The organism is Xanthomonas sp. WHRI 6108, from assembly GCF_040202385.2.
GTDB classification, from domain to species: Bacteria; Pseudomonadota; Gammaproteobacteria; order Xanthomonadales; family Xanthomonadaceae; genus Xanthomonas; species Xanthomonas arboricola.
The window spans coordinates 673,593-688,363 of sequence record NZ_CP168198.1; the positions used below are offsets into that span (position 1 = coordinate 673,593).

The 14,771-nt window shown below is 64.8% G+C and carries 15 protein-coding genes; 5 read left to right on the forward strand and 10 right to left on the reverse strand.

Translation table 11 applies throughout. The features are described from left to right. Positions 1-60: 60 nt before the first annotated feature. The 7 genes from ABQ039_RS02905 to ABQ039_RS02935 form a co-directional block, all read right to left on the reverse strand. Positions 61-1,794: a lasso peptide isopeptide bond-forming cyclase gene (locus tag ABQ039_RS02905; RefSeq protein ID WP_349778137.1), complete on the reverse strand. Its 1,734-nt coding sequence runs from the start codon at positions 1,792-1,794 to the stop codon at positions 61-63. Next, the gene (locus ABQ039_RS02910; RefSeq protein ID WP_184515927.1) at positions 1,794-2,468 is read right to left on the reverse strand and encodes a lasso peptide biosynthesis B2 protein; all 675 of its coding nucleotides are present in this window, start codon (positions 2,466-2,468) and stop codon (positions 1,794-1,796) included. The genes ABQ039_RS02905 and ABQ039_RS02910 overlap by 1 nt, the downstream gene beginning before the upstream one ends. Before the next feature lie 112 nt (positions 2,469-2,580). Further along, entirely contained in the window at positions 2,581-2,727 is a 147-nt protein-coding gene (locus ABQ039_RS02915) for a benenodin family lasso peptide (protein ID WP_016903880.1), read from the reverse strand. 48 nt (positions 2,728-2,775) lie between these two features. Continuing rightward, positions 2,776-2,916: a lasso peptide xanthomonin 1 gene (locus tag ABQ039_RS02920; RefSeq protein WP_104538648.1), complete on the reverse strand. Its 141-nt coding sequence runs from the start codon at positions 2,914-2,916 to the stop codon at positions 2,776-2,778. A 245-nt stretch (positions 2,917-3,161) separates the two neighbouring features. Continuing rightward, entirely contained in the window at positions 3,162-3,803 is a 642-nt protein-coding gene (locus tag ABQ039_RS02925; RefSeq protein ID WP_184610103.1) for a GntR family transcriptional regulator, read from the reverse strand. 288 nt (positions 3,804-4,091) lie between these two features. Continuing rightward, positions 4,092-5,117 (reverse strand): alpha/beta hydrolase, encoded by a 1,026-nt coding sequence (locus ABQ039_RS02930; RefSeq protein WP_065032158.1) that lies wholly within the window; start codon positions 5,115-5,117, stop codon positions 4,092-4,094. Positions 5,118-5,253: 136 nt separating this feature from the next. Continuing rightward, positions 5,254-6,840 carry an SDR family NAD(P)-dependent oxidoreductase gene (locus ABQ039_RS02935; RefSeq protein ID WP_127159407.1) on the reverse strand — a complete coding sequence of 529 codons (1,587 nt, stop codon included), beginning with the start codon at positions 6,838-6,840 and terminating at the stop codon, positions 5,254-5,256. A gap of 419 nt (positions 6,841-7,259) precedes the next feature. Between ABQ039_RS02935 and ABQ039_RS02940 the strand changes: the two genes are divergently transcribed. From ABQ039_RS02940 to ABQ039_RS02950, 3 genes are all read left to right on the forward strand, one after another. Continuing rightward, positions 7,260-8,039: an SPFH domain-containing protein gene (locus ABQ039_RS02940; protein WP_047129562.1), complete on the forward strand. Its 780-nt coding sequence runs from the start codon at positions 7,260-7,262 to the stop codon at positions 8,037-8,039. Between the two features lie 173 nt (positions 8,040-8,212). Continuing rightward, the gene (locus tag ABQ039_RS02945; protein ID WP_184610105.1) at positions 8,213-9,187 is read left to right on the forward strand and encodes a glutathione S-transferase family protein; all 975 of its coding nucleotides are present in this window, start codon (positions 8,213-8,215) and stop codon (positions 9,185-9,187) included. A gap of 79 nt (positions 9,188-9,266) precedes the next feature. Further along, positions 9,267-9,662, forward strand: a complete 396-nt coding sequence (locus ABQ039_RS02950) for a VOC family protein (RefSeq protein ID WP_104646905.1) — start codon at positions 9,267-9,269, stop codon at positions 9,660-9,662. Between the two features lie 142 nt (positions 9,663-9,804). Here the strand turns inward: ABQ039_RS02950 and ABQ039_RS02955 are convergent, their stop codons facing one another. From ABQ039_RS02955 to ABQ039_RS02965, 3 genes are all read right to left on the reverse strand, one after another. Further along, positions 9,805-10,266 (reverse strand): membrane protein, encoded by a 462-nt coding sequence (locus ABQ039_RS02955; RefSeq protein WP_024937826.1) that lies wholly within the window; start codon positions 10,264-10,266, stop codon positions 9,805-9,807. A 216-nt stretch (positions 10,267-10,482) separates the two neighbouring features. Further along, positions 10,483-11,478, reverse strand: coding sequence for an alpha/beta hydrolase-fold protein (locus ABQ039_RS02960; protein ID WP_184610107.1), 996 nt, complete (start codon positions 11,476-11,478; stop codon positions 10,483-10,485). Then, positions 11,478-12,101, reverse strand: a complete 624-nt coding sequence (locus tag ABQ039_RS02965; protein WP_184610109.1) for a YiiX/YebB-like N1pC/P60 family cysteine hydrolase — start codon at positions 12,099-12,101, stop codon at positions 11,478-11,480. The genes ABQ039_RS02960 and ABQ039_RS02965 overlap by 1 nt, the downstream gene beginning before the upstream one ends. A 149-nt stretch (positions 12,102-12,250) precedes the next feature. Here ABQ039_RS02965 and ABQ039_RS02970 point away from each other — a divergent pair, with 149 nt between their 5' ends. Next, positions 12,251-12,586, forward strand: a complete 336-nt coding sequence (locus ABQ039_RS02970; protein WP_024937823.1) for a DUF3817 domain-containing protein — start codon at positions 12,251-12,253, stop codon at positions 12,584-12,586. 147 nt (positions 12,587-12,733) lie between these two features. Then, positions 12,734-14,710, forward strand: coding sequence for a S9 family peptidase (locus ABQ039_RS02975; RefSeq protein WP_184610112.1), 1,977 nt, complete (start codon positions 12,734-12,736; stop codon positions 14,708-14,710). The last annotated feature ends 61 nt before the right edge of the window (positions 14,711-14,771 follow it).

A 14,771-nucleotide genomic window follows, 5' to 3' on the forward strand; every position in this document is an offset into this window, starting at 1 on the left:
GCAGCTGACGCGTGGCACGTTGGCAGGCGGGCGCCACGCACCTACGCAGTGCAGGCAACCTCAGCGCTGATGACGGACCCAGTTCTCGACCGCACACAGGTCGAAGATGCGCATGACGTTGTGGTCGCCGTCGGCCACTGTGTGGTCGAAATGGTGGCGCAGGGCATCGGCGTCCAGCAGCCCCTGGCCTGCAAGCCGACCCTGCAGCAGATAATCGCGGATCTGCTGCCTGCCCCGACGATAGACCGCGCCGGAGTAGTTCATGAAGGTGCCTTTGCTGCGGCGATGCAGAATCTGCGCAGGCAGCACATCCGCAAACGCATCGCGTGCGACGGCGCGATTGCGGCCGCCAGCGATCCACATCCAGCTCGGCACTGTCAGGCAGGCCTCCACCACCGGTTGCGAGAGCAGCGGCATGCGCAGGTGCCAAGATGCACTGCGCGCCAGTCCATCACGGAACACCTGGGTGCCGGCCAGATCGACGATACGTTCGCGGTCGCCGGGCAGGCTGTCGGGTGGGGCATCGAACCAGGGATGCGATTGCAATGGAATTTCAGCCTGCGTGCCTGGCAGGAACGATCGCTCAGGCTTGCGTGGCGGTCCGGCCTTGGCGAGGAGTTTCTTGATCGTCAACCTGCCTGCTTTCCACAGCGTGCACTGGTGCAGTTCGGCAAGTGCATGGACTGCGCTGAAGCCGGCGCGCAGGCCGCCTGCACGGAAGGCGTCTGCGGCGGGCGCGGCGGTCCTGGTGTTGCAGAACACGGTGTCGCCACCGCCGCCGGAAAAGAAACTGGTGATGGCCAGCTGCGTGCCGATCGCTTCTTTCAGCGCATTGGAGGCATGCTGCAGAAACCAGGTGCTGGGCGCGACCGCATGTGCCGGCGGTGCGAAATCGACCGGTGCAGCGTCGAACCCCAGGGTGCGCACGATCAGCTCGGTGCCCAACAGATCGCTCATCTGCCGGGCATAGTGCCGCTCGTCGGCGCCAGGCACCGGCGTGACCAGATTGCAGCACGCCACGCGCGCGGTGGTGTCTTTCAGGCATGCAGCCAGGATGGAGGAGTCCAGGCCGCCAGAGAGTTCCAGCAGCACGGACACATCGGTCCGCGCCCAACACGTGACGCTGGAGGCGACCGCCTGACGCAGCTGTGCCTGTGCGTCGAGGGGGTCGTGCCGGCGCCGAGAGGCTGCGACGAAATCCCAGGGGTTCCAGACTTGCTCGACACTGCTGTGGTTGGACTGCAGACACAGCTGGCTGCCCGGCAGCAATTCGCGTACGCCGACAAGCCCGGTGCGCTCGGTCTTGAGGTGCGGGTAGTGCAGATGATGGGCGATGGAGTCCCAGTCGATCTCACGCGTGTACACACCCGCATGTGTGGCGATCGAAATGTCTGAAGTGATAAAGCCATGCTGTAGCGCGTAAACGCATGCCACGCCGCCGGAAGGCTCGCGCATGACGGTGATGGCACTGGGATCCGCGTGCGGTGCATGCAACAGCAGGTACTCGCCCCAGTGCGTCTCGATCAGGTGCCGCGTCCGCTGTGCTGCGGACAACGCATGCAGCGATGCGCCGTCCAGCAAGGGGGCGTTGTCGCGCTGCGAAAAGACATGGCCGATCAGTGCGCCACCACCAGGCAGGTCGAGCACGGGCGTGTCGTCTGAGGCATACAGGTCGATGTGCCCAGTGCGTTGCCGTAGCTGTAACCCGATCTGGCGCAACAACGCATCGATGCCGGCGCGTTCGCCATCGCGGTGCACCTGCGCATGGTTGAACAAGGCGATGTAGCGGTACATCAAACCACCCGGATGGGGGTATGCGCGTGGACGTTGCCGACCGTGTCGTTCAAGACCAGATCGCCCGTCTGTACCCAGCAATGGGCCGAAAAAGGATCGAGTGCGACCCCGAAGACAAGCTGGGCGTCGAGCTGGCGCCTATGCAGGAACCTTGCCAATGCGACTGAATCGAGCAGGCAGCGCATCTCGACCGGCACCCACACGCGTGCTCGCTGGAAGATGGACGCTGCATCGGTGAGCCGTTGCTCGAGTCCGGCGAGCGAGCGTTGCTGCATCCCCCGACCCTGTGCTCCAGCGGAGAGGCTGCCAAGTACCCTGCCAAGCGGGTTGCGCTTCAATGCCAGGCGTGTGGACAGCACAAGTGCCAGCACCTCGAGCTTTTCAAGCAGCTGTGGTCGTCGCGCCGGTACAGGCATTTCCATCGCGCTACGCACAACAGGTATGACGGGAAGCTGCGGGCCGGAGGTCGCTTGCGACCGCTCCATCAGCAAGCCCCGTTCGACAAGGTCGTTGATCTCCAGGTCCGACACCGGGTCATGTGCCAGGTAGGCGAGCAGGGAGTGCTCCAGTGCCTCGGGCAGACGGAAATAGCGGTCGTTGCCGACATCCAGGAACACCAGGCGATCGCCAATGCGACAGAACGCTAGGTCGTCGCGCAATGTGTAGCGGTGCATGGCGCTGTCCTTGAGAGGGAGAAGGGGCGCACCGTTGCAGTGCGCCCCGTGGCCTGGGAAGTTGCTCACCGGCATGTACAGCCGAGTGGCGACCGCCGCGCGTTGGCAGCGCCTAGTCCTGGCTGATGCCCAGCGTGGTGCTGCCACCCATTTCTTCGCCTGCCAGTGGCCCGCCCTGTGTGTCCAGGCTTGCGATCCCGAGTACGATGAGATCCTGACCAAACGTCGTGGTGTGCGCGTCGTTGTTGCTGGTATCCATGGTCTCTACTCCTGGTGGGAGAGGCGTGCACTCAGGCACGCCTCGGGTTCACTCTTCGGAAATGCCAGGTACGTTGAAGCCGCCGATTTCTTCGCCAGCGAGCGGGCCGCCTTTGGTATCGGTGCTGGCAACGCCAAGCACCGTGATCTCGCTGGATGCATCGCTGTAGGTGGTGTCATTGATGTTCATCGCTGTCTCCTGGTTGTGTCATGGGGATCCATGACACAAATACGTTAGGAAACGGGTGTATTGATTTTCAAATGATTAAGTCGTAACACCGTCATAATTAAATGCACTGTGTGACCGTCATCGAAGATGGCCGCGGAAACCTGGCCAGAGGTGTTCCATCGAGCCGTTTACGCCACATCAGGCGCGCGTTGCCGGCAGGGCGCCAGCGCAGCATGCAGATCCTGCATGTCTTGCGCTGACGATACTCAGTCGCCGAAGCTGGAAGCCTGATTGATGCGTTCATTCATCGCCGCCACGATGCGAGGCACGGCCTGGATGCGGCGTACGTGATAGGCATGCAACGCTGTCTGCAACGCGGCAAGGTCGCGCTGCTGCCAGTGCAGCGTGAGCTCTGCCAGTTCTTCTTCGAGAGAGTCGAGCAGGCCATGTTTGGCACGTCGCACCGGTGCCAACCGGTCGTTGGTCTGCCTGACGGCATGATGCAGCGACCAATGCGCCGTGGCGTGGGCAATGGCGTCGAAGAGCTTCCAGGTCTGCTTGACCACGTCCGCAGGCGCAGTGGTGGTCTCCAACTCGCCAGCGGCGTGCGGTGTCGATGCAACGCCGATATCGCAGGCCATCCGCAGCAGGCGGTCCATCCAGTCGTAAAGATCCCGCAGTGCGACCTCGGTGAGCAGCGGCACCTGCAAGCCATAGCGTGCGTGATCGATGACCAGGCCTTCGCCGACCAGGCGATGCAACGCAAGGCGTACCGGCGTGGGGCTGACCTTGAACTCGGCAGCCAACGTTGTCGGATCGATGCGCTGACCGGGTCGATACCGGCCGGATTGCAATGCGTGCCTGACCTGCGTATAGGCGATGGTAGTTTTGGAGCGGATCCCATGCATGGCGAACTCCTTGTCTGACCGCGACTCCTCCCCTGGCCGGATCGTACATGCAATGGCTGCGGCAGGAGTTGCTGCGGTAGTCCTTTTTTAGTCCCAGGCCTGTCGCATCGTGCTGCCTACGAGGCAGGCTCGGAGCCAATACCCTGTCCCGACAGTAATAGTTTTGATAACGCACAAACTAGGTATTAAAAAAAAAGGCCGCCTGGTATGCCAGGGCGGCCCTCGTGTGGACATTATCCGTTCCTGCTATCGCGTGGCACGCCCGTCGTGCCAGACGCTGTGCGTCTCTTAGCGGAACGACTCGCGTAGCCGCTTGCCTGCATATTCCTGTGCGGCCTTCGCCTTGGCAACGACGGCGGCGCAGCCGAAGAACTCGTGCGTCACGCCGGTGTAGACCTCACGCTCGACCGGTACGTTGGCGTCCTTCAGCGCGTCTTCCAGCTTAGCGCCATCGCTGCGCAGCGGGTCGATGGTGGCGTTGATGATCGTTACCGGTGCCAGGCCGCGCAGGTTGGCGTTGACCAGGTCCAGACGCGTATCCGCCTTGTCGGCGTCGCTGCGGATCAGGTGCCCCACGAACCATTCGATCATGGCCTTGTTCAGGGGCTTGGCGATGGCGTTTTCGATGTAGGACTCGGTGTGCAGGCTGCCGGTCTGCCCGACCGGGTAGACCGCCAGGATATGCGTCGGTGCCGGCAGCCCCTTGTCGCGTGCGGCCACGGCCGTGGCGATGGCGAGGTTGCCGCCGGCGCTCTCGCCTGCGAGGGCAACGCGCTGCGGGTTGCCGCCGATGCTTGCCGCGTTTGCCAGCACCCATTCGTAGGCGGCGAGCGCGTCGTCCCAGGCGGCGGGGAACTTGTGTTCGGGCGCCTGGCGATAGTCGACCGAGACCACGATGGCGCCGGTTTCCTTGGCGAGCCCGCGCGCGCCGCCGTCATAGACCTCGGCATTGGCGATCACCCAGCCACCGCCGTGGAAATAGACAATGACCGGCAGTGCGGTGCCGCCCTGTGGGGTATAGACGAAGGCCGGGAGATTGCCGGCGGGCGTTTCCAGGGTGTGGGAGGTGCGCTTGACGCCTGGCACCAGCGCCTCCGGGTCGGCGGACTTGCCCTGGTCGTGCAGGAGCTTCTTGACCGCATCGGCAATGGTCGGCTGCTGCCGGGCTTCGGCCGGCGTCAGCTTCTCGATGGCCTTGGGTTCGAGCGCATCGTGGGCCTGGGCCAGGTCGTGCATGTCGTCGTCGGCACGGATGGCGCCGATGACGTTGGAGAGGGTGTCGATGATCGGGTTGGGCTTGCCGTGCTCTGTCATGTGGGCGTCTCGGTTGATTGACCGTGACGTTAGCGGCGGTGCAGTCAATGAGGCGACAAGGGAGCTCGGCCGTTATGCACATGGCGGCAACATTTTGCGGCAGGCGCCGGTGCAGGCACCTGCCGATTGAGAGCCCTTACCAATCCGTCGGCGCATAGTCCTTGAGGAACTGCCCCCACACATGCTCGCCGGTGTTGGCGCCGTGGATGATGGGGTCGACGATGCGCGCGGCGCCGTCGACGATGTCCAGCGGCGGGTGGAAGCGTTCCTGCTGAACCTTGAGCGCGGCGATGTCCGCCGGATCCTCGTCGGTGACCCAGCCGGTGTCGACGCTGTTCATGTGGATGCCGTCGTTCTGGTAATCGGCCGCCGAGGTGCGCGTCATCATGTTCAACGCGGCCTTGGCCATGTTGGTATGCGGATGCCGGGTGGTCTTGAAGTTGCGGTAGAACTGCCCTTCCATCGCCGAGACGTTGACGATGTGCTTGTCGCGCTCGGGCGTGCGCAGCATCAGCGGCTTCAGCCGCGCGTTGATGATGAAGGGGGCGATGGCGTTGACCAGCTGGGTTTCCAGCAGTTCCACCGAGGGCACTTCGTCCATCAGCAGGCGCCAGGAGTTGCGCCCGCGCAAATCCACCTGCTGCAGGTCCTGATCCAGGCGTCCATCCGGGAACAGGTGCTGCTGGCCGACCAGTTCGTCGTCCAGCAACGCCACCTGCGACAGCTCGGCGGCGCGGGTGAGCCCATCGGCGCCGTCCAGGCCGCGGCCATGCACCGCCGGCAGCGCCATTGCCGAGGCATCGCGCAGCAGTTCGGGCGTGCGCAGGCCCTCGTAATGGCCGACCAGGTTGCGTACGGTTTCCGGCAACTCATGCAGCGCGGCGGTCTCGCCGGCCATCATGTGCGCGTAGAACTGCGGCGGGCGGCGCACCGTCTGGCAGGCGTTGTTGATGATGAAGTCCAGCCGGTCGCGGGTGGCCAGCAGCTGGCTGCAGAACGCTTCCACGCTGGGGGTGTGGCGCAGATCCAGGCCGAACACCTGCAGGCGATGGCCCCATTCGCTGAAGTCCGGCTCCTGCGCATAGCGCGCGGCCGAATCGCGCGGAAACCGCGTGGTGACGATCAGTTCGGCGCCGGCGCGCAGCAGCTTCAAACCGGCCTGATAGCCGATCTTGACCCGTCCGCCGGTCAGCAGCGCCACGCGTCCGCGCAGGTCGGCGGTTTCGGTGCGCTTGAAGTAGTTCAGCTCGGCGCAGGCCGGGCACATCTGGTCGTAGAAATGATGCAGCTGGGTGAACTTCTGCTTGCAGACGTAGCAGTGGCGCAACTCCGGCGAATGCGTGGGCTCCGGTGCGGCAGCGGCATTCTGGCCGTTGTGCGCGTCGTGCAGGCCGGCGGCATGCGGCGGGAAGAAGTTGGGCGTGCTGAATACCGGTTTGCGCCGCAGCGCGCGGATGCCGCGCTGCTCGAGCAGCGCTTCGGCCTTGCGCACCTTCTCCTGATGCCGCTCGCGCTCGCGCTGCTTGAGCAGCTGCCGCCGCGCCTTGGGCTCGGGGTGATAGACCCTGGCCACCACCTGGTGCAGCCGCACGCGGTCGGCCTCGGGCAGCGTGTCGAGCACGCTGCGGTCGGCCTCGATGGCCTCCAGCAGGTCCAGCGCCGCGCGCAGGCGGTCGGTCAGGGGCAGGTCGTCGGCGGGTGGGGGTGGGGCGTTGGTGTTCAAGATGGATCCGGAAAAGAGCGGCAGAAGGCGGAGCGCATGCAGCAGGCGGCGCGGTGGACGCGATGGATGGCGGCCAGCGGCCACGCTGGCCTGGACCGCTGCCGCCGCAGGCCGGCGCGTCCGGACCGCAGCTATTTTCGCCGATCCTTGGGTGCGCGCGCCAATGACAGGGCTGGATGGGCTGCGGCAGTGCGGGCGTCGCTGCCGGGGATGCATCCAATCGCCGCGCAGGGCGTGCGCCAGGTTCAGCTCTCAGCACGCGGCTGGAAGGCCTGCGTGCACGTGCTTGCATGCAGCGACGTGTTGCCGCCCGTCATGCGGGAGGCCTGGGTGCGATCGCATCCCGGATTGGATAATCTTTCCCCATACCGGAGGGGCCTCACGCCCGTCCACTCAAGGGGACATTGATGAAGAATTCCATGCTGGCTTTCGGGCTGGCCGGCTTGCTCTGTGCGTGTACGGTGGTCTCGCCCGATCCGGGACAACAGGCCGTGCTGGTGGATAAACCCCTGTTCTTTGGCAAGGGGGGCATCCGCCTGGACGATGTGCGTGATCCCGGGCGCACGTACACCTGGTTGACCACCTCTGCGTCGTATGTGGATGTCACCCCGCAAACCGTGCAGGTGGCCTTCGACGATTTCTCCTCCAGCGACAATATCCTGTTGGACTTCTCGACCCAGATCCAGTACCGGATCACCGCCCCGGCCTTGCTGCTGTCCGGGTTTGGGCAGGACTGGTTCAAGAACAATGTCGCCAGCCAGTACGCGTCCATCGTGCGCGATCAGGTCAAGCGCTACGACATGACCAAGATGATGAGCGATCCGGATACCGCCAGGAAGATCGACGATTCGGTTACCCAGAACGTCAGTGCGCTGGTCAAGCAACAAGGCTTGCCGATCCAGATCCAGAACATCACGCTCGGACGCGCGCGCCCCAATCCGGACGTGTTGCAGCAGATGAACCTCACCGCTGCGCAGCAACAGCGTGTCAAGACGCTGGTCGAGGCGACGACCGCAGAGCGGCAACGCGAGCAGGAACAGGTCGCCAAGGCCGATGCTGACAATGCATACCGCAACCGCATGGGCCTGACGCCCGAGCAGTACCTGGCCAGCCAGATCGCCGAACTCAATGCCGATGCCTGCAAGAAGGCGCAGGCCTGTTACATGGTGCCTTCCGGCACGTCGGTGATTGCCAAGTAGCGTGCGCTGCCGGCCGATGGCAACGCGGGGCTTCTGTTGCCTTGCAGCGTTGGGTCTTCGGTCTGCAAACGCTGCTGACTGCTCGCGTCCGCTCACGCCACCACGGCCGCTCACGCACTCTCCAGACCGGCTGGGCTAGGGTTGCGGCCTATTGTGGTAGCGGAGAAGGCAGCATGGGCCTGTTGGTCGATGGCAAGTGGCAGGACAGTTGGTACGACACCGACAAGAGCGGTGGGCGTTTCGAACGCTCGCAATCGCAGTTCCGCAATTGGGTGACGCGCGATGGCAGCCCCGGCCCGCATGGGGACGGTGGCTTTCAGGCCGCTCCCGGGCGTTATCACCTGTATGTGTCGCTGGCCTGCCCGTGGGCGCATCGCACATTGATCTTCCGGCGCCTGAAAGGCCTGGAGTCGATGATCGACGTGTCGGTGGTGCACTGGCTGATGGGCAAGCAGGGCTGGACGTTTGCGCCAGGGCCGGGCGTGGTGGGCGATGCGCTCCACCAGGCGCAGCATCTGTACGAGGTCTATCTGAAGGCGGATCCGCAGTATTCCGGGCGCGTGACCGTGCCGGTGCTATGGGATCGCGAGCGCAACACGGTGGTCAGCAACGAGTCGGCCGACATCATCCGTATGTTCAATAGCGCCTTCGACGCGGTCGGCGCTGCGCCCGGCGATTTCTATCCGGCGCCGCTGCGCGAGCAGATCGATGCGGTCAATGCGCGCGTGTACGACACCGTCAACAATGGCGTGTACAAGGCAGGCTTTGCCACCACGCAGGCTGCGTACGAGGAGGCGGTGGTGCCGCTATTCGAGAGCCTGGATTGGCTGGATGCGCGCCTGGGCCAGCAGCGCTACCTGTGCGGCGACCGGCTCACCGAAGCGGACTGGCGCCTGTTCACCACGCTGGTGCGTTTCGACGCGGTGTATGTCGGCCATTTCAAGTGCAACCTGCGGCGCATTGCCGATTATCCGCAGTTGTCCGGCTACCTGCGTGAGCTGTATCAGATGCCGGGTATCGCAGACACGGTGAATTTTCAGCACATCAAGCACCATTACTACCAGAGTCACGACATGATCAACCCCACCGGCATCGTGCCGCTGGGGCCGGTGCTGGATCTGCAGGCGCCGCACGGGCGTGGCGGCTGATGCAGCTGTTCGCCGAATGCTGCCGGATATCCACGTGCTGCCCTAAGCTGTGCGCCTTCGATACGAACAGGAGTGATGCGTGCTGAATCATGTGATGGTGGGATCGAACGATATCGCGCGATCCAGGCAGTTCTACGATGCAGTGCTCGGCGGCGTCCTCGGTGCCGCCGAACCGCTGGTCAATCCTGCCAACTCGGGTCATGTGCGCCTGTTCTATCGCCACGCCGGCAGTACGTTCGTTGTCAGCGAGCCGATCAACGATGCGCCCGCGACCAGCGGCAACGGCGCCACCGTGGGCTTCAGCTGCGGCTCGCCCGAGCAGGTGCAGGCCTTCCACGACGCTGCGGTGGCGGCAGGTGGTGTGTCCATCGAAGATCCACCGGGCGTGCGTGAGAGCCGCATGGGGCCGGTCTGGCTGGCCTACGTGCGCGACCCGGACGGCAACAAGCTGTGCGCGATCTATCGGCCTGCGTAGGCTGTAATCCCTGCACTGCTGCAACTGCCGCAGCGCGAGCGCGCACCGAGTCATCGCTTCGCTATGGCGACGGTGGAACGGCCGTCGCCATAGCGCGCCCTGTGGTTGCAGCGCACGACAGGCTTAGGTGAGTGACGTCGCGCTAGTGCTTGGCCGCGTCGCGCATGATCAACGTCGCTGCGCCCACCGTGATCGCGTCTTCGACCACGCCGGTGCTGGTCTGGCCGTAGCGGTCGATCGCACGCATGCGCAGGTTGAAGGTGAGATAGGCGGCCGCCACTGCGGTGGACGCGCCCAGCAGTGCGGCGACGCCGCGCTGGTGGCGCGGAGCCAGGGCCGCGCCGACGATCACGCCAGTGGCGATGCGCGCGATCATGCCGGGCAGCACGATGCGGTCGGGCGCGGTTTTCATCTTGTCGCCCGCCAGCTCGCCGCCAGCAAGCGCGAGCATGCCGGCCGACGCCAATGGATTGGCCAGCAGCGGCGGTGCGCCGTTGTCGGCAGGAAGCTTGCCGGTACGCGCAGCATTGGTCACCGCTGCCAGCGGCGTCATCGAGCGCATGCCGGCGACGGCGCCCATCAGGATGGAATGAATCAAAGCCATGTACACCTCTGCGTGTGCTCAACAATCGCAGGCGGAATGCACTGCGTGCGGCACGCTGTATGGATGTGCACACACTAGGCCGGCGCATGTATGGGCGTTGGCAAGAGCTTGTGCATGCCGTGCATTGGCGGCGCCCGCACGGCACTGGATGTGCTTGCGATGCGCCGCCGGGAATGTATCGGCTTGCGCCGTGCAACCAGGCGCGCGGCATTGCACTCAGGGAGCCTTGGTGCCCAACAGGAACTTCAGCCCATGGGTGATGCCGCGCGGCGCGACACTCAGGTGATCTTCGTCGTTGAGCACCTCCAGCTCCAGCTGCAGCGACGGATACTGTCTCGCGCGCAGCGTCTGCACCAGGTTCCTGGCATCGATCACCATGTCGTACTGCTTGTTGTAGCGCACCTGCTCGTACTCGCCGACGTACATGTAGACCCGCGCCGGCGCATCGGTGTGTACCGCGGCGAAGCGCTTTTCCTGCGCGGCCGTGGCGTGCTCGCCGTACCAATACGAGGGGCTGCCAAGCAGATAGCCGGAAAACATCTGCGGTGTGCTCAACAGGATCTGGGTGCCGAGCAGGCCACCGTAGGAATGCCCGAGAAACAGGCGCCTGCCTTCGTCGGTTCGGTAGCGGCCGGCAATGAAGGGCAGCACCTGCTGGCGCAGGTAGGACGCGTAGGCCGTACTGCCACCGTGGGTTGCATTGGGCGGTGCGGTGCCGCCATTTTCCAGCGTCGGGGTGTAATCGCGCCGCCGGCTGGGCATTGGCTCATCGCCCACCGCGTAGGACAGCCCGACCAGGATGAAGTCCTCGATTGCCGGCCCGTCGCCGTTCAAGCGGCGAGCGATCTGCCGCACCACCGGGAACGCATAGTCGCTATCGGTGACGTAAAGAACCGGATAGCGACGCTCCGGGTGGTCGGCGTAGCCGGCCGGCAAGCCGACAACGACCTGATAGCGGCGGCCTGATGCCGGATCCGGGACATCCCAAACCTGGCTGTCGACAATCTCGTACGGCTGGCCTTCGCCGCGTTGCCCAGCTAGCGCGGTGGCCATGGCCGCTTTGGCAGGTGCCGGTGCTTGCTGCGGCACAGCCGCCTTTTCCTGCGGTGCGGGTGGTGCATTGATGCAGCCAACCAGTGACAAGGCGAGCAGCCCTGCCGGCAATGCCTTGTTCAACGTTCTCTCCTGACCACGCGCGGCATTCCCGCGCATCAATTCAAACGACCGACATACGCCAGCACGTGAGCGGCCGCCATATCGTTCGGGTTGGTGCCGGGCAGGCCTTGCGGCACGTCCATGCCCTTGCTGCGGTAAAAGTCGGTCCAGTACTGCGAGATCTTGCCGGTCTGCAGGTTCTTGAAGTTCATCGGTTGCAGGACGAACACGTGTTGGGCGCGAAACGCGCGTTCGATGAAGTCCGAGCAGTAGTAGCTGTTGTCGTCCTGCACGTAGGTCTGGTTGTAAGGCTTGCCGAGCATGCGCCGTGCCTGCGCGATGGCGCCGGGGATCGCATTGCGCTGTTCTTCCGTCAGCCGGTACACATGGATCTGCCGATGCTTGGCATTGGCTTCTTCGACGAATGCCTGCAGCGGCTGCTGCCGCGAGCCTTGTTCGTCTGCGTGCAGCAGCACCTGTCCGGTAGCGTCATGGGCGAGCAGTGCCACATGATCGAAGCTGGGGGCATCCTGCCTGGCGGTGGCATCGTCGATGGCACCGCTCAGGCCGGTGCGGGCGGCGGTGACGAACAGCAAGTCGCCGTCCTGCAGCTGTACGGCGATGGAGGTGGTGGGCAGCAGTGCCAGTGCAAGCACGGCGAGCAAGAAGAGGGTGCGCATGGGAGGCCGGCAGGTGGTGCAAGGGCCACCATTATCGCCAGGAACGCGGGCCGGCTGCCGATGCGCGATGCGCTCTGTAGAATGCAACTGCCAGCGGGCGTCGCCGCCGCCATCGCGTCGCGGCAATCCCTGTCCGTCTGGAGTGCTGCATGCGTGCTTCTTCTGCGTTGTCGCCGATCGGCCGGCTGTTTGCGGTGGCCGCCTTTATCGAGGGGCTGACCTGGGCCGGGTTGTTGCTCGGCATGTTGCTCAAGTACGGCACGCACACCACCGAGCTTGTGGTGTGGCTGTTCGGGCGCCTGCATGGCGCGGCCTTCCTGTTCTATGTGGCGGTCAGCGTGCTTGCCGCGTTGCGCCTACGCTGGCCATGGTGGGCGTGGGCGTTGAGCCTGCTGGCCGCGTTGCCGCCGCTGGTGACGGTGCCGCTGGAAATGTGGTTCCGGCGTATCGGTCTGTTGGGCCCGCGCGCACGCGCCGGTACCTGAGCATGTCGGCGCAGGCCAAGCAACATTGATGCCACGTGCTTTGCATGGCACCGCGCGGTGCAACGCGCGCAACCCCATGCCAGGCGATGGACTCCACAAACCGCCTTTGCCACCATAGGCGGACCAAGGAAGAGGCGGAGTGTCGCAATGCATTATTGGATGAGGGTGGCGACTGCCGCGCTGGCAGTGGCAATGATCATCGCGGTGCCGGCTCGCGCGCAGACGCCGCCGCAACCGCTGGATCTGACGCCCTATCTCAAAAGCGACCAGTTCGAGCGGATCAAGATCTCGCCGACGGGTGAGTATTTCGCGCTCACCATGCCGCTGGAAGATCGCACCGTACTGGGCATCGTACGGCGGCAGGACAAGATGGCCACCGCGAAAGTCACCGGTGGCGCCAATAGCGTGGTGGACGATTTCTGGTGGGCCAGCGACGACCGCATCGTGGTGTCGATGGCGCAGCGGCTGGGGTCGCGCGACGAGCCGATGGCGATCGGCCAGCTGCATGCCATCGACGCCGATGGCAAGAATGGCCGCCTGTTGGCCAGCCCCTATGGCACCAATCCGGATATCAACGGCGTGCAGTTGAAGATGGACCTGGAGCCAGGCACGTTCATGCTCGATACCTTGCCGGGCGATCCGCGCAACATCCTGGTGTCGACGATCCCGTTCGTCGGCGACCCGAACATCCGCATCGACAAGCTGGACATCCAGACCGGCCGGCGCAGTACCGTGGCGACCTCGCCGGTGCGGCGCGCAAACTTCGTGACCGATCAGCAGGGACGCATCCGCTTCGCCAACGGCGCCGACGTGAGCAACGTCAGCAAGCTGTATTACCGCGACGACGATGCCGCACCGTGGCGGTTGGTCAATGATGCCGCCAGCAGCGGGCATCGCGAATTTCCGCTCGGTTTTGCGGCCGATGGCAGCCAGGCCTATCTGCAGGTGGAACAGGCGAGCGGCACCGATGTGCTGGTGGGATGGGACCCGGCCAGCGGCAAATCCACGCCGTTGTTGCACGACGACACCGTCGACCCCTACCGGATCCTGCGCGATCTGGACGGCACCACGCCGATCGGCGCGTCCTACATGAGCGACCGGGTGCGAAACCGCTTCTTCGACGAGAAGTCACCGACGGCCAGGCTCTATCGCAGCCTGGAAAAAGCCTTCGACGGCAACGCGGTCTACATCACCTCGGCCACCCGCGACCGTCGTCTGGTGCTGGTGTATGTGTGGAGCGATCGCAATAACGGCGACTATTACCTGTTCGATACGGTCAGCAAGCATGCCGACCGCGTGTTCAGTCGCCGCGAGTGGTTCCCGCCCGATGCCGTCCCGGCAAGCAGGCAGGTAAGTTTCCAGGCGCGCGATGGCCTGCAGTTGCACGGCTATCTGACCCAGCCGCTGCATGCCGAGGCAGGCACGCCGCTGCCGTTGATCGTGATGCCGCACGGCGGCCCGTTCGATGTCTTCGACAAATGGGAGTTCGATGACGAGGCGCAGCTGCTGGCCGCCGCGGGCTATGCGGTGCTGCGCGTCAATTACCGCGGTTCGGCCAATTACGGGCGCGCCTTCACCCAGGCCGGCGCCAGGGAGTGGGGCGGGCGCATGCAGGACGATCTCACCGACGCCACCCGCTGGGCGATCGTGCAAGGCGTGGCCGATGCCTCGCGCATCTGTCTCTACGGCGCCAGCTACGGGGGTTACGCTGCGCTGATGGGTGTTGCGAAGGAGCCGGCCCTGTATCGCTGCGCCGCCGGCTATGTCGGCGTCTACGATCTGGACATGATGGCGCGCGACACCGCGCGCTACGCGCGCTGGGCCAAGAACTGGACCGGCGACTGGCTGGGCGCCCGCGACACCCTGGCGGCACGCTCGCCGGTGATGCTGGCCAGGCAGATCAAGGTGCCGGTGTTTCTGGCGGCAGGCGGCAAGGACGAGCGTGCGCCGATCGAACACACCAAGCGCATGGAGCGCGCACTGAAAGGCGCCGGCGTGCCGGTGGAGGCGCTGTATTTCCCCAATGAGGGCCACGGCTTCTACACCGAGCCGCATCGTCGCGAATACTACACCCGCTTGCTGGCGTTCCTGAGCACGCAGTTGGGTGGCAGTACGGCGAAGTAGGCGGGTGGTGGTTCCATCCGGTGTTGTCCGGATGGAACGTGCGGTCAAGCTGCGCAGCGAT

Bases quoted from the DNA above. Each gene is read 5' to 3' on its own strand.
- ABQ039_RS02905 (WP_349778137.1), bottom strand. From the start codon at position 1,794: ATGTACCGCTACATCGCCTTGTTCAACCATGCGCAGGTGCACCGCGAT.
- ABQ039_RS02910 (WP_184515927.1), bottom strand. From the start codon at position 2,468: ATGCACCGCTACACATTGCGCGACGACCTAGCGTTCTGTCGCATTGGC.
- ABQ039_RS02915 (WP_016903880.1), bottom strand. From the start codon at position 2,727: ATGGATACCAGCAACAACGACGCGCACACCACGACGTTTGGTCAGGAT.
- ABQ039_RS02920 (WP_104538648.1), bottom strand. From the start codon at position 2,916: ATGAACATCAATGACACCACCTACAGCGATGCATCCAGCGAGATCACG.
- ABQ039_RS02925 (WP_184610103.1), bottom strand. From the start codon at position 3,803: ATGCATGGGATCCGCTCCAAAACTACCATCGCCTATACGCAGGTCAGG.
- ABQ039_RS02930 (WP_065032158.1), bottom strand. From the start codon at position 5,117: ATGACAGAGCACGGCAAGCCCAACCCGATCATCGACACCCTCTCCAAC.
- ABQ039_RS02940 (WP_047129562.1), top strand. From the start codon at position 7,260: ATGCTGGCTTTCGGGCTGGCCGGCTTGCTCTGTGCGTGTACGGTGGTC.
- ABQ039_RS02945 (WP_184610105.1), top strand. From the start codon at position 8,213: ATGGGCCTGTTGGTCGATGGCAAGTGGCAGGACAGTTGGTACGACACC.
- ABQ039_RS02955 (WP_024937826.1), bottom strand. From the start codon at position 10,266: ATGGCTTTGATTCATTCCATCCTGATGGGCGCCGTCGCCGGCATGCGC.
- ABQ039_RS02960 (WP_184610107.1), bottom strand. From the start codon at position 11,478: ATGCGCGGGAATGCCGCGCGTGGTCAGGAGAGAACGTTGAACAAGGCA.
- ABQ039_RS02965 (WP_184610109.1), bottom strand. From the start codon at position 12,101: ATGCGCACCCTCTTCTTGCTCGCCGTGCTTGCACTGGCACTGCTGCCC.
- ABQ039_RS02970 (WP_024937823.1), top strand. From the start codon at position 12,251: ATGCGTGCTTCTTCTGCGTTGTCGCCGATCGGCCGGCTGTTTGCGGTG.
- ABQ039_RS02975 (WP_184610112.1), top strand. From the start codon at position 12,734: ATGCATTATTGGATGAGGGTGGCGACTGCCGCGCTGGCAGTGGCAATG.